The sequence below is a fragment of the Comamonas terrigena NBRC 13299 genome, from assembly GCF_006740045.1.
Lineage (GTDB): Bacteria > Pseudomonadota > Gammaproteobacteria > Burkholderiales > Burkholderiaceae_C > Comamonas > Comamonas terrigena.
In genome coordinates this window covers 3,886,737-3,899,536 of the sequence record NZ_AP019749.1, presented here as the reverse complement: position 1 = coordinate 3,899,536, position 12,800 = coordinate 3,886,737, and the positions used below count along the sequence as shown (strand labels likewise).

At 63.3% G+C, this 12,800-nt stretch carries 10 protein-coding genes and 2 tRNA genes; 2 read left to right on the top strand and 10 right to left on the bottom strand.

Annotated elements, in window-relative coordinates; genetic code table 11:
- Positions 1-22 precede the first annotated feature (22 nt).
- Complete coding sequence (locus CT3_RS17700) at positions 23-934, top strand: carbohydrate kinase family protein (RefSeq protein ID WP_066537629.1); 912 nt, start codon at positions 23-25, stop codon at positions 932-934.
- 78 nt (positions 935-1,012) lie between these two features.
- Here CT3_RS17700 and CT3_RS17695 read toward each other — a convergent pair whose 3' ends face one another.
- From CT3_RS17695 to CT3_RS17670, 6 genes are all read right to left on the bottom strand, one after another.
- Positions 1,013-1,960, bottom strand: a complete 948-nt coding sequence (locus CT3_RS17695) for a hypothetical protein (protein ID WP_098066438.1) — start codon at positions 1,958-1,960, stop codon at positions 1,013-1,015.
- 181 nt (positions 1,961-2,141) lie between these two features.
- Positions 2,142-3,233, bottom strand: a complete 1,092-nt coding sequence (locus tag CT3_RS17690; RefSeq protein ID WP_066537613.1) for a ribonucleotide-diphosphate reductase subunit beta — start codon at positions 3,231-3,233, stop codon at positions 2,142-2,144.
- 227 nt (positions 3,234-3,460) lie between these two features.
- Entirely contained in the window at positions 3,461-6,352 is a 2,892-nt protein-coding gene (locus CT3_RS17685; protein ID WP_066537600.1) for a ribonucleoside-diphosphate reductase subunit alpha, read from the bottom strand.
- 529 nt (positions 6,353-6,881) lie between these two features.
- Positions 6,882-7,463 carry a 1,6-anhydro-N-acetylmuramyl-L-alanine amidase AmpD gene (gene ampD, locus CT3_RS17680; protein ID WP_066537594.1) on the bottom strand — a complete coding sequence of 194 codons (582 nt, stop codon included), beginning with the start codon at positions 7,461-7,463 and terminating at the stop codon, positions 6,882-6,884.
- Between the two features lie 155 nt (positions 7,464-7,618).
- The gene (locus tag CT3_RS17675; protein ID WP_066537582.1) at positions 7,619-7,852 is read right to left on the bottom strand and encodes a PP0621 family protein; all 234 of its coding nucleotides are present in this window, start codon (positions 7,850-7,852) and stop codon (positions 7,619-7,621) included.
- On the bottom strand, positions 7,849-8,646 hold the full coding sequence (locus tag CT3_RS17670) for a cytochrome C assembly family protein (RefSeq protein WP_066537577.1): 798 nt from the start codon (positions 8,644-8,646) through the stop codon (positions 7,849-7,851). Before CT3_RS17670 ends, CT3_RS17675 begins: the two co-directional genes overlap by 4 nt.
- A gap of 360 nt (positions 8,647-9,006) precedes the next feature.
- On the opposite strand from CT3_RS17670, the gene ffh reads away from it, so the two are divergent.
- Positions 9,007-10,398 carry a signal recognition particle protein gene (gene ffh / locus CT3_RS17665; RefSeq protein ID WP_066537576.1) on the top strand — a complete coding sequence of 464 codons (1,392 nt, stop codon included), beginning with the start codon at positions 9,007-9,009 and terminating at the stop codon, positions 10,396-10,398.
- Between the two features lie 389 nt (positions 10,399-10,787).
- Here ffh and flhC read toward each other — a convergent pair whose 3' ends face one another.
- The 4 genes from flhC to CT3_RS17645 form a co-directional block, all read right to left on the bottom strand.
- A complete protein-coding gene (flhC, locus tag CT3_RS17660) occupies positions 10,788-11,330 on the bottom strand; it encodes a flagellar transcriptional regulator FlhC (protein WP_066537566.1) in 543 nt (180 codons plus the stop codon).
- Positions 11,331-11,375: 45 nt separating this feature from the next.
- Positions 11,376-11,702 (bottom strand): flagellar transcriptional regulator FlhD, encoded by a 327-nt coding sequence (gene flhD, locus CT3_RS17655; RefSeq protein WP_066537563.1) that lies wholly within the window; start codon positions 11,700-11,702, stop codon positions 11,376-11,378.
- Positions 11,703-12,433: 731 nt separating this feature from the next.
- Positions 12,434-12,510: transfer RNA gene (locus tag CT3_RS17650), tRNA-Met, on the bottom strand.
- Between the two features lie 208 nt (positions 12,511-12,718).
- Positions 12,719-12,795, bottom strand: a tRNA-Met gene (locus CT3_RS17645).
- Positions 12,796-12,800: the final 5 nt, after the last annotated feature.

Below are 12,800 nucleotides of genomic sequence, written 5' to 3'. Positions count from 1 at the left end.
TTTTTTCTTTCAAGGATTTCCCATGCCTGCATTGATTTGCGGATCCCTGGCCTTTGACAACATCATGACCTTCGAAGGTCGCTTTGCAGACCAGATCATGCCGGAGCAGCTGCACATCCTGAATGTGTCTTTCCTGGTGCCTTCGCTGCGCCGTGACTTCGGTGGCTGCGCCGGCAACATCGCCTATGCGCTGCAGCAGCTGGGTGGTCAGCCCTTGCCCATGGCCATGGTCGGCAGCGATGGCGCGGACTACCTGGCACGCATGCAGGCGCAGGGCATCGACACCCGCCATGTGGGCCAGGTGCAGGATACGCACACGGCCCAGTGCATGATCATGACCGACCGTGACAACAACCAGATCGCGGCCTTCCACCCCGGTGCCATGTCGCTGGCCCATCAGAACGTGATCACCGCGGAATGCGGTGCCCGGATCGCCATCATCTCGCCCGACGGCCGTGATGCCATGCTGCAGCATGCGGCACAGCTGGCCCAGGCCGGCATTCCTTTTGTGTTTGATCCCGGCCAGGGCCTGCCCATGTTCAACGGGCAAGAGCTGCTGCAGTTCATCGACCAGGCGTCCTGGGTTACCGTCAACGACTACGAAGGCAAGATGCTGTGCGACCGCACCGGGCTGTCGCTGGAGGCCCTGTCGCAAAAGGTGCGCGGCCTGGTGGTGACCTTGGGGGCGGAAGGCTGTGAAGTGTGGGAACAGGGCGTGCGCACCCTGGTGCCTGCGGTCACCCCCGCTGCCGTGGTGGACCCCACAGGATGTGGCGATGCCTGGCGCGCTGCCTTGCTGTACGGTCTGGAGCAAGGCTGGTCGCTGGCGCAATGTGCCGAGCTGGGCAACCAGGTGGGCGCAGTCAAGGTGGCACACCGTGGCCCGCAAAACTACACCCTGGAGCAGCTGCGTGACAGCCTGCTGGCGGCCTGATGCCCCAGCGCTGACCCCATGAAAAAAGCCCGCATCTGCGGGCTTTTTTCATGGGCGATGGCCGCAACGGCCAATGCTTCAGGGCTTGCCGCCGGTAGGGAAGGGCCAGGCAGCCTGGGGTGCCAGCGCTGTCTGTGCCACAGGCGCAGCAGCCACGGCAGGCGCAGCAGCAGCCTTCTTGGCAGGAGCGGCCTTCTTGGCAGGGGCAGCCTTCTTGGCAGCAGCAGGTGCAGCGGCCTTCTTGGCGGCAGCAGGCGCCGCAGCCTTCTTGGCGGCAGCAGGTGCAGCGGCCTTCTTGGCAGCAGGTGCAGCGGCCTTCTTGGCAGCAGGTGCAGCGGCCTTCTTGGCAGGAGCAGCCTTCTTGGCGGCAGCAGGCGCGGCAGCCTTCTTGGCAGCAGGTGCAGCGGCCTTCTTGGCGGCAGCAGGCGCAGCAGCCTTCTTGGGTGCAGCGGCCTTGGCGGTGGTGGCCTTCTTGGCGGCGGCCTTGGGAGCTGCAGCCTTAGGAGCGGCGGCCTTCTTGGCAGCAGGAGCAGCAGCCTTCTTGGGCGCAGCAGCCTTAGGAGCGGCGGCCTTCTTGGCGGCGGCCTTGGGAGCTGCAGCCTTGGGAGCGGCGGCCTTCTTGGCAGCAGGAGCAGCAGCCTTCTTGGGCGCAGCAGCCTTGGCGGTGGTGGCCTTCTTGGCGGCGGCCTTGGGAGCAGCGGCCTTCTTGGCAGCAGCAGGAGCAGCAGCCTTCTTCGGCGCAGCAGCCTTGGGAGCGGCAGCCTTCTTGGCAGCAGGTGCAGCGGCCTTCTTGGGAGCTGCGGCCTTAGGTGCAGCAGCCTTGGGAGCGGCAGCCTTCTTGGCAGCAGGTGCAGCAGCCTTCTTGGGAGCAGCAGCCTTGGCGGTGGTGGCCTTCTTGGCAGCGGCCTTGGGGGCTGCGGCCTTGGCGGCGGTCTTCTTCACTTCTGCCTTGACGGCAGTTTTCTTGGTGCTTTCGCTGCCGGTGGTGGCAGCCTTTTTCGCTGCGGTTTTCTTTGCAGTTGCCATCATCTTCTCCTTCGTTGGTTTATACAAAGCGCTGTTTGCGATTGGAACGCAGGGCGTGATCCTGTGCGCCGTGGAGGGATTCAACGCAACACGCATAAAAGCGCCCCATGCCACCAAATTCGCAAAAGCAGTTGATGGCATGGGGCGCATTATGAATTTTCTTGTAGCACTTGAGGAGGTATTAATCCCAAGAAAGTGCACCTCCGGACTGATATTCGATGACTCGTGTCTCAAAGAAGTTACGTTCCTTCTTCAAATCGATCATTTCACTCATCCAGGGGAACGGATTTTCTTCACCCGGGAACAGCTCTTCCAAACCGATTTGTGTGGCGCGGCGATTGGCGATGTAGCGCAGATAGCCCTTGAACATCGATGCATTCATGCCCAGCACACCGCGTGGCATGGTGTCTTCGGCATATTGGTATTCGAGCTCGACGGCCTTGCGGAACAGCTCGTTGATCTCTTCCTTGAATGCAGGGGTCCACAGGTGCGGGTTCTCCAGCTTCAACTGGTTGATCAGGTCGATGCCGAAATTGCAGTGCATGGATTCATCGCGCAGGATGTACTGGTACTGCTCGGCAGCGCCCACCATCTTGTTCTGGCGGCCCAGCGCCAGGATCTGCGTGAAGCCCACGTAGAAGAATAGACCTTCCATCAGGCAGGCAAACACGATCAGGCTCTTGAGCAGGGTCTGGTCGGTTTCCGGTGTGCCGGTGTGGAAGTTCGGGTCCATGATCGCTTCGATGAAGGGGATCAGAAACTCGTCCTTGTTGCGGATGGACTCGACCTCGTTGTACGCATTGAAGATCTCGCCTTCGTCCAGACCTAGCGACTCCACGATGTACTGGTAGGCGTGGGTGTGGATGGCTTCCTCGAAGGCCTGGCGCAGCAGGAACTGGCGGCATTCCGGTGCGGTGATGTGGCGGTAGGTGCCCAGCACAATGTTGTTGGCCGCCAACGAATCGGCGGTCACAAAGAAGCCCAGATTGCGTTTGACGATGCGGCGCTCGTCTTCGGTCAGGCCATTGGGGCTCTTCCACAGCGCGATGTCGCGCGTCATGTTCACTTCCTGCGGCATCCAGTGGTTGGCGCAGGTGGCCAGGTACTTTTCCCAGGCCCACTTGTACTTGAAGGGCACCAGCTGGTTGACGTCGGTCTTGGCGTTGATGATGCGCTTGTCGGCCGCGTTCACACGCTTGTGGGTGTTGGTGGATGCGCCGCTTTCCGCGCTGCTGGCGGAAGGGGCAAGGGTGTCGTCGTCAAAACTCAGCATGGTGTATTCCTTGGAGGGAGCAGCTGGGTGCGTTCATTGCCATCCAGCTTTTTCGATTCATCGATGTCACAAGTGCGGCGGCAGGCGGCACATGGGCGCGTTGCATTTCGCCGTCGCCGGGGGCATGCAGCCCCCGAGGGCCTCGCCCGCTCTGGCGTCTGGCGTCTGGCGTCAAAGCGGGGGTGCACCGAACGCTGGGCGCCCTGTGCACCGGGAGGCATCTGCCGTTACTGGCAGGCCTCGCAGCCGGGGTCGTCGATCGCGCAGAACTTGATGTCCGTGGCCGGTGCCTGCTGGGCGCGGGCGGCGGCTGCGGCTTTTTCCAGCGCGCTCATGGAGGCCATGGCGGCGGGAGCGTTGGCCGACACGGCATTCAGCACACGGCTTTGGACCGTGGACTTCTCCACGTGGGTGGCGCTGATGGTGCGCAGGTAGTAGGTGGTCTTCAGACCACGCTGCCAGGCCAGCAGGTAGGTGTCGTGCAGCTTCTTGCCGGATGCACCCGCCATGTAGATGTTCAGGCTCTGGGCCTGGTCGATCCACTTCTGGCGGCGGCTGGCAGCCTCCACCAGCCAATGCGGTTCCACTTCGAAGGCGGTGGCGTACAGCTGCTTGAGGTCGTGCGGCACGCGCTCGATGGGGCGCAGCGAACCGTCAAAGTGCTTCAGGTCCATGACCATCACTTCGTCCCACAGGCCCAGCTTCTTCAGGTCACGCACCAGGAACTGGTTGATGACGGTGAATTCGCCGGACAGGTTGGACTTGACCGACAGGTTGCCGAACGAGGGCTCGATGGAGGCGTCCACCCCCACGATGTTGGAGATGGTGGCCGTGGGCGCAATGGCCACGCAGTTGGAGTTGCGCATGCCGTCGGCCTGGATCTTGGCGCGCAGCGCTTCCCAGTCCAGACGCACGGTGCGGTCCACGTCCACATAACCGCCGCGTTCCTTTTCCAGCAGGTTCAGCGAATCCAGCGGCAGGATGCCCTGCGACCACAGCGAGCCCTGGTAGCTGGAGTAGGTGCCGCGCTCCTTGGCCAGCTCGGTCGATGCCCAGTAGGCGTAGTAGCAGACCGCTTCCATGGCGGCGTCGGCAAACTCCACGGCAGCCTGGCTGGCGTAGGGGGTGCGCATTTCATACAGCGCATCCTGGAAGGCCATGATGCCCATGCCCACCGGGCGGTGGCGCATGTTGGAGTCGCGGGCCTTGTCCACGGCGTAGTAGTTGATGTCGATCACGTTGTCCAGCATGCGCATGGCCGTGGTGATGGTCTTGCGCAGCTTGGCGTGGTCGATGGCGCCGTTGGTGATGTGGCGTGCCAGATTCACGGAGCCCAGGTTGCAGACGGCGGTTTCGCTGTCGCTGGTGTTCAGCGTGATTTCCGTGCACAGGTTGGAGGAGTGCACCACGCCCACATGCTGCTGGGGCGAGCGGATGTTGCAAGGGTCCTTGAACGTGATCCAGGGGTGGCCGGTCTCGAACAGCATGGACAGCATCTTGCGCCACACATCCACGGCGGGCACGCGCTTGAACAGCGTGATTTCGCCGGTCTGGGTCTTGGCTTCGTAGGCGGTGTAGGCCTTCTCGAAAGCCTGGCCGAACAGATCGTGCAGCTCGGGCACGTCGGAAGGCGAGAACAGGGTCCATTCGCCGTTTTCCACCACGCGCTTCATGAACAGGTCGGGAATCCAGTTCGCCGTGTTCATGTCGTGGGTGCGGCGGCGGTCATCGCCGGTGTTCTTGCGCAGTTCCAGGAATTCTTCGATGTCCAGGTGCCAGGTTTCCAGGTAGGCGCAGACAGCGCCCTTGCGCTTGCCGCCCTGGTTCACCGCCACAGCCGTGTCGTTGACCACCTTCAGGAAAGGCACCACGCCTTGCGATTCGCCGTTCGTGCCCTTGATGCGGGCGCCCAGGGCGCGCACATTGGTCCAGTCGTTGCCCAGGCCGCCGGCAAACTTGGACAGCAGCGCGTTTTCCTTGATGGCGTCGTAGATGCCCCCCAGGTCGTCGGACACAGTGGTCAGGTAGCAGCTCGACAGCTGCGAACGCAGCGTGCCGCTGTTGAACAGCGTGGGCGTGGAAGACATGAAGTCGAACGAGCTCAGCAGTTCGTAGAACTCGATGGCGCGGGCATCGCGGTCGGACTCCTGCAGCGCCAGGCCCATGGCCACACGCATGAAGAAGCTCTGCGGCAGTTCGATGCGCGTCTTGCGCACGTGCAGGAAGTAGCGGTCGTACAGCGTTTGCAGACCCAGGTAGTCGAATTGCTGGTCGCGCTCGGCCTTCAGTGCCTTGCCCAGGCGAGGCAGGTCGAACTTCAGCAGCTCGGGGTTGAGCAGCTCGTTGTCCACGCCCTTCTGGATGAATCCGGGGAAGTAGTCGGCATAGGCTGCGTCCATGTCGGCCGGCTGCACATCGCGGCCCATGACTTCGCGCACGATGGTGTGCAGCAGCAGGCGGGCGGTGACATAGGTGTAGTCGGGATCGGTCTCGATCAGGGTGCGGGCGGCCAGGATGGCGGCCTTGTAGACCTCGGCCAGCGGCACGCCGTCGTAGAGATTGCGCAGCGTCTCGCTCAGGATGGGCGCGGCGGAGATATCGGGGTTCAGGTTGCGGCAGGCGGCTTCAAACAGGGCCTGCAGGCGTTCCTGGTCCAGCGGCTGGCGCTGGCCGTTGTCGGTCACGTGCAGCGTGGGCTTGGGGGCTGCAGCGGCTGCGGCTTCTTCCTCGGCCTTCTTCTTGGCGGCGGCGCGTTCCTGGTTGCGGGCTTCGCGGTACAGCACATAGGCGCGGGCCACATCCTGGTGACCGCCACGCATCAGACCCAGTTCCACATGGTCCTGGATGTCTTCAATGTGGAAGGTGCCGCCGCCCGGACGCGAACGCACCAGGGCGCGGATCACGGCGTGGGTCAGGCTGTCGACGGTTTCGCGCACGCTGGCGGACGCAGCGCCCTGGGCGCCGCGCACGGCCAGGAAGGCCTTGGTGGCGGCGGTGGCGATTTTCTGCGGAGCAAAAGGCACGACATCGCCACTGCGGCGGATCACCTGGTAGGTCTCCAGCGCTACCTGGGTGGTCGTGGGCTGGTCGGCAGACAGGGTATTCGGTGCGTCTTGCATGGGTTCCTCTTGATTGGGATGGCGGGGCCGACGGCTGTGGGGCCCTGCGTCTGAATGCGGTAGTTGCAACAAGATGTTGCACACTAGATGTAGTGTTCGATCGATTGCCGAGCACTAGGGGTAGTGTACTGCGCAGGCCTGTGCTGCCAAGCCGGAAGCGGGAAAAAATCTGTGGCGCCAGGGGCTTGACACGCTGGCAGCGCCCGCCCGCTGGTGCTTTGCCGGGGAAAGTCCGCAAGCCATGCGGGGTGGCAGGCCATGGCGCCGGGCAATGGCGCACCGGCATTGTGTGCACCGGTGGTCCGGGGGCGTGTCTGCCGCCCGGGCGTCGCGTTTTGGCTGCAGCCTGTGGTCAATGGGGATTGACGCAGCGCATGGGGGCGAAAGTCTGCCTACCCATGCCGTCACGGTGCGCCGTGGCATGGGTGTGGGTACGCACCAAGCAGAAGGAGAAGGCGCCGTGGCGGGCGGTGCGCGGCATGGGCACAGCGCAATGACCTTGCTGGCGGCGTGGAACGCACGCAGGGGGCTAGGCCGGTGGAAACTGCCAATCCGGGTGGCGGGCCTGCAAGGGGTGCTGCAGGCGCGGCCAGTCAAAACCGGGGCCGGGGTCCTGCTTGCGGCCGGGGGCAATGTGCTCGTGGCCGGCGATATGCTGCAGCGGGTAATGCTGGCCAATGGCTTCGCTCAGCTGCAGCAGGCTGGTGTACTGGGCGTCTTCAAAGCCCAGGCCTTCCAGGCCTTCGAGCTCGATGCCGATGGAGTCGTCATTGCAGTTGCCGCGCCCGCGCCAGCTGGACTGGCCGGCATGCCAGGCGCGCGCGTCGGCACTGACAAACTGCCAGATTTGGCCTGTGCGCTCGATGAAGAAATGCGAGGACACCTCCAGCCCGCGGATGCCCTGGAAGTAGGGGTGGGCGTCCCAGTCCAGCTGGTTGGTGAACAGCTGCTGTACGCAGCCGGTGCCAAACTGGCCTGGCGGCAGGCTGATGGAATGCACCACCAGCAGATCGATCTGCGCCTGGGCAGGGCGGGGGCCGAAATTGGGCGAAGGCAGGTGGCGCACGCCGGACAGCCAGCCGTCACGCCACTCAGGCGGGTCAAAGTCCATGGGAAGAAGGGTCTGCCGCTTCGGGCGCCAGGGGAGTCTGCAAACGGTTCACACGATAGCGCATTTGCTGCCGCCGCAGACCCGGGCGGAGTGCTGCTGCCTGGCGGTGGCGGGGCCCTTGCTGCCGTCAGGCCTGGGCCCTGGTGTCCGCCGGTTCAGGGGCGGGGGCCGAGCTTGCGGTGCGCCTCGCAGCAGTAGGACTGCTGCTGTGCATCGCTCAGGGCATCGCGCTGCGGCAGGTGCAGGCCGCAGTGGGCGCAGGCCACCATGGGCTGGGGCGGCGCGAGCGTGGGCTGGGACGGTGGCGCCGGGGGGCGCAGCGACTGGCGCTGCTTCTTCCAATACAGATAGAACACCGCCACCACGGCGATCACCAGCAGGTATTTCATTGCAAGCGCCCCAGCACCACTTCCAGCACGAAGCGCGAACCCACATAGCCCAGCAGCAGCAGCAGCGCGCCGGCATAGATCATGCGCACCGCATGGTTGCCGCGCCAGCCAAAGCGGCCGCGGCCCACCAGCAGCACGGCAAACACCAGCCAGCTCAGCAGGGAAAAGATTTCCTTGTGGCCCCAGCGCCAGGCGTGGCCGTAGAGCTGTTCACCAAACAGCCAGCCGGCCAGCAGCGTGGCCGTCAGCAGGATGAAGCCGGCCGTCACAAAGCGGAAGGTCAGCCGCTCCAGCAGCAGCAGCGGCATGCCGCTGTCGGATTCGGCGCCGGTGCGCATGCGCTGCTCGGCCTGGCTCATCAGTGCGCCGTGCACCACGGCGGCGGCAAACAGCCCATAGCAGGCAATGCCCAGCGCCAGGTGCAGCGGCAACCAGGCCGAGGCCTGGACATGCAGCGGGTGGCCCGGGAACACCAGGGCCAGGGCCACCGTGACGGCGCCCAGTGCGGCCAGCACCCAGCGGGCCCGCATCTGGGGAAAGAGCTGCTGCTCCACGGCGTACACCGTCAGCATCAGCCAGGCTGTGATGGACAGCGCCGGGGCAAAGCCAAAATGGGGCGGGCTGTTCAGCAGGGTGAAGACCAGCGCCAGGCCGTGCAGCACCCAGGCGCAACGCAGGGCCAGCCGGGCCTTGGCAGGCGTGAGGTGGCGTATGCCCAGCGCGGGCACGGCATAGGCCAGGATGGCGGCCATGGACATGCCCCAGCCAGGCAAGGAAGAAGGGGTCGGAACCATATCTGGATGATAGCCGTCGGCGTAGCTGCTGCGCCGCTGTGCGGGCGCAAGTCAGCATCAGAAATGCGGCCAAGCGCCGCAGAAAACCACAGTTTGTCCGCCGGGCGGGGGCGGGGCGCCGGCGCCCATGGGCTTCCGGGCAGGCGCCATGCCGCCCCGGGCGGCTGCGGCGTTCCCCTGTGTGCGGCAGCGCAGGGGTGGGGCATGTAAAATTGGCACTTACGCCCGGGGGCGCACGCGCGTCCACCTCCTTTGTCGCTGGTTGGACCTGCGGCAACCGATATTTCCCCGGCCCTGCTGCGCAGGCACCCAGCCTGCCTTGGCAGCAGCACGACCCACTCTTCCCCGGAACAGACAGCTATGGCATCCGCACTCACCGACAAACTCTCGCGACTCGTCAAGGAGATGCGGGGCCAGGCCCGCATCACCGAATCCAATGTGCAGGACATGCTGCGCGAAGTGCGCATGGCCCTGCTGGAAGCCGACGTGGCCCTGCCCGTGGTGCGCGACTTCATCGCCCGGGTCAAGGAAAAGGCGCTGGGCCAGGAGGTGCTGGGCAGTCTGAAGCCCGGTCAGGCCCTGGTGGGCATCGTGAATGCCGAACTCTCCGCCACCATGGGCGAGGGCGTGGCCGACATCAACCTGAATGCCCAGCCGCCGGCCATCATCCTGATGGCCGGCCTGCAAGGTGCCGGTAAAACCACGACCACCGCCAAGCTGGCCAAGCACCTGATCGAAAAGCGCAAGAAGAAGGTGCTGACGGTCTCGGGTGACGTGTACCGCCCTGCGGCCATCGAACAGCTCAAGACCGTCACCGCCCAGGCCGGTGCCGAATGGTTCCCCTCCACGCCCGACCAGAAGCCGCACGACATTGCCGTGGCTGCGCTGGACTACGCCAAGAAGCATTTCTTCGACGTGCTGCTGGTGGACACGGCCGGTCGCCTGGCCATTGACGAGCTGTTGATGGCCGAAATCAAGGACCTGCATGCCACCTTGAAGCCGGTCGAAACCCTGTTCGTGGTCGATGCCATGCAGGGCCAGGATGCGATCAACACCGCCAAGGCCTTCAAGGAAGCGCTGCCGCTGACCGGTATCGTGCTGACCAAGCTGGATGGTGACTCGCGCGGTGGTGCGGCCCTGTCGGTGCGCCAGATCACCGGTGCGCCCATCAAGTTTGCCGGTGTGTCCGAAAAGATCGACGGCCTGGAAGTGTTCGATGCCGACCGCCACGCCCAGCGCGTGCTGGGCATGGGGGATATCGTGGCCCTGGTGGAGCAGGTCACCAAGGGCGTGGACATGGAGGCCGCGCAGAAGCTGGCCGAAAAGGTCAAGAGTGGCGACGGGTTTGACCTGAACGACTTTCTGGCCCAGATCCAGCAGATGAAGCAGATGGGCGGTCTGTCCACGCTGATGGACAAGCTGCCTTCCGAGCTGACCGCCAAGGCCGGCGCCGTGGACATGGACAAGGCCGAGCGCGAAATCAAGCGCAAGGAAGGCATCATCTGCTCCATGACCGCCAGGGAGCGCAAGAAACCCGAAATCATCAAGGCCACCCGCAAGAAGCGCATTGCCGACGGCGCAGGCGTGCAGGTGCAGGAAGTGAACCGCCTGCTTAAGGAGTTCGAGCAGATGCAGACCATGATGAAGAAGATGAAGGGCGGCGGCTTGATGAAGATGATGAAGAAGATGGGTGGCATGAAAGCCATGAAGGGCATGATGGGTGGCGGTGGCATGCCCAAGCTGCCGTTCTGAGCCTTCTTGGCTGCCTGCGCTGTCTGCATGGCAGCGCGGTGTGTGTACCAGGCGCCTGCAACAGGCGCCTTTTTCATGCCCGCTTGGTGGGGGCCGGCGGTCTGTGCCGCCGTGCTGCGGCGGATGACCAGACCGAGTTCTGGCGGCTGGGCTGGCGATCGAGCCACAGGGCGCTGGGGCGTGCGGTGGACCTGGATGTGACGTTATCTGCCGCCTTGGCGGTGCCAGCGCTTGTGCCGGATACGAGCAGCGGGCGCTGCGAAGCACGCTGTAGGAGATGCGGTGCGCCCGTCGCCTTTATTTCAGGCGCCCATAAAAAAACCGCCCGGTCTTGCGACGGGGCGGTATGAATCGGAAAGCGTTGAGTTTTCCAAAGGGGAACGGGTGAATCAGTGGAGCATCAGCGCACCTGCGCTCTTGCTCTTGCCGGCACGGGCCGGCGGGTTGCACAGGCCACATTCGTAGTGGCGTGCGTTTTCATAGGGTTCGGTCACAAACATGCCGGAGCACTTGGAGCACTTGGTGCGGGTCAGCATATTGGCGTCCACGAACTTCACCAGGCGCCAGGCGCGGGTGAAGGACAGCATCAGATCCAGGCCGGCGGCTTCGATCTGTTCGCTGTAGAGGCGGTAGGCCTTGGTCAGTTGCTCCACTGCATCCAGCTCCACACCCTTGGACAGGTATTCGTAGATGTTCAGGAACAGCGAGCTGTGGATGTTTTCTTGCCAGGTCAGGAACCAGTCGGTGGAAAACGGCAGCTGGCCTTTGGACGGCGACTTGCCTGCGATTTCCTTGTAGAGGCGGATCAGGCGCTCATACGACAGCGTGGTTTCGGACTCGAGCACCTGCATGCGGGCGCCCATGCCGATCAGCATGGCAGCGCGTTCGATCTGCTTGGACTCGTTCAGCACGCTCTTGGTGGTGGTGGCCATGGTGGTTTCTCCGTGTGTGGTTGCGTGGGGCAATCAGCGTGTGCCTTACAGCACTTCGGAGACGCGGCTGGCCATCAGGATGTTGGCGTGCAGCGTGTTGGTGGCTTCGTTGCCGATCTTGTTGCTGCTGTGGTTGGTCAGCAGGCTCCAGACCAGTTCGTCGTCCACACGGAAGCTGCACAGCAAGGTGTTGCGGGAGGCGAGCTTCAGAACTTGTGCGGCGGAGAGGGCACCCAGGATGTCGCAGGCGTCTTCATTAAGGCCCAGACGGAACACGGCTTCTGCCTTGTCTTGGCGGATCAGGGTTTGCGCCAGCATCAGGTAGGTGAGGTTGGCTTCACGGATCTCGGCGAGCAGTTGGTCGTTGTTCATTGGGTGTTCCTTTCCTTTGGAGTCCAGTCAAAAGTGATTGGTCTTTCAGATCGCTGCGGTCTTGCGCTGTTGTCGATCTGATGGAATGGATTGTGAAGAACCCAATGGGGGAACTGAAGTCAGGGTGCGTCGGTGCGCGGAGTCTGGTTCCCTCACCTTGCGTGTAGGAATTTATCTGACATGGCGGCCATCTTCATGGCATTGACAGGGACAGACTGTACCGGCTCGTAGCGCACATCGATACGTGGATAAATGTTACAAAAAGACGTCAATCCAGCGGATGCGCTCTTTATGTAGCTTTGCGAAATCCACCAAATGGCGTCCCGTTGCATGCATGGGTTGGTATTGCAAGTTGTTGAAAATGAAGGTATTTATTGTTTTTCTGGGCAGCGCTACGGTGTGTGTCGGGAGCCGGCAGTCATCGCCAACACCATCCGCCGAGATAAGCCGGTCACCCGACTTGTAACGTCTTGTGGTCCAGTCGGTAACCACCGGCTTGCAGGCCGGTGCCGTAGACCGGATCGGCCGCAGGTGCTGCAAAAGCCAGGGCTGTAGTCCATTGCTGACAAACGGCAGCCGGTGTAGATAGCGGTTTCGAACTTGCTGTACTGGTGCTGGGGCGCTTGCCTGGATGACGGCGTGCGGATGGCTACTGTGTATGGCAGGGGCGGCTAGGCCGCACACGCAAGAAAAAACCCGCAGGGCTTGCGCACTGCGGGTTTTGGGTGTCCTGGTGGTCGTAGTGGGACTTGAACCTACGACATCAGCATTATGAATGCTGCGCTCTAACCAACTGAGCTATACGACCGACAGGGCGCGATTCTAGGGGGAAAAAAGGTGGCCCCGCACGAAAGTGGGCAATTTTTTGTGTCCGGTCGCTGCGCAGCAGCCCGGTCTGCAGCGCCATGCCCTTGCCGGGGCTGCGCCCCGCCACGGCGCAGGGGCGGCAAAGCACCGCACAGCGTGCAGGCAAAGAAAAACCCGCAAGGCTTGCGCATTGCGGGTTTCAGGGATTCTGGTGGTCGTAGTGGGACTTGAACCTACGACATCAGCATTATGAATGCTGCGCTCTAACCAACTGAGCTATACGACCGACAG

What these genes read in the sequence shown, in the direction of transcription:
- CT3_RS17675 (WP_066537582.1), bottom strand. Translation starts at nt 7,852, where the DNA reads ATGAAATACCTGCTGGTGATCGCCGTGGTGGCGGTGTTCTATCTGTAT.
- flhC (WP_066537566.1), bottom strand. Translation starts at nt 11,330, where the DNA reads ATGGCCACCACCACCAAGAGCGTGCTGAACGAGTCCAAGCAGATCGAA.
- flhD (WP_066537563.1), bottom strand. Translation starts at nt 11,702, where the DNA reads ATGAACAACGACCAACTGCTCGCCGAGATCCGTGAAGCCAACCTCACC.
- CT3_RS17690 (WP_066537613.1), bottom strand. Translation starts at nt 3,233, where the DNA reads ATGCTGAGTTTTGACGACGACACCCTTGCCCCTTCCGCCAGCAGCGCG.
- CT3_RS17695 (WP_098066438.1), bottom strand. Translation starts at nt 1,960, where the DNA reads ATGGCAACTGCAAAGAAAACCGCAGCGAAAAAGGCTGCCACCACCGGC.
- CT3_RS17685 (WP_066537600.1), bottom strand. Translation starts at nt 6,352, where the DNA reads ATGCAAGACGCACCGAATACCCTGTCTGCCGACCAGCCCACGACCACC.
- CT3_RS17670 (WP_066537577.1), bottom strand. Translation starts at nt 8,646, where the DNA reads ATGGTTCCGACCCCTTCTTCCTTGCCTGGCTGGGGCATGTCCATGGCC.
- ffh (WP_066537576.1), top strand. Translation starts at nt 9,007, where the DNA reads ATGGCATCCGCACTCACCGACAAACTCTCGCGACTCGTCAAGGAGATG.
- ampD (WP_066537594.1), bottom strand. Translation starts at nt 7,463, where the DNA reads ATGGACTTTGACCCGCCTGAGTGGCGTGACGGCTGGCTGTCCGGCGTG.
- CT3_RS17700 (WP_066537629.1), top strand. Translation starts at nt 23, where the DNA reads ATGCCTGCATTGATTTGCGGATCCCTGGCCTTTGACAACATCATGACC.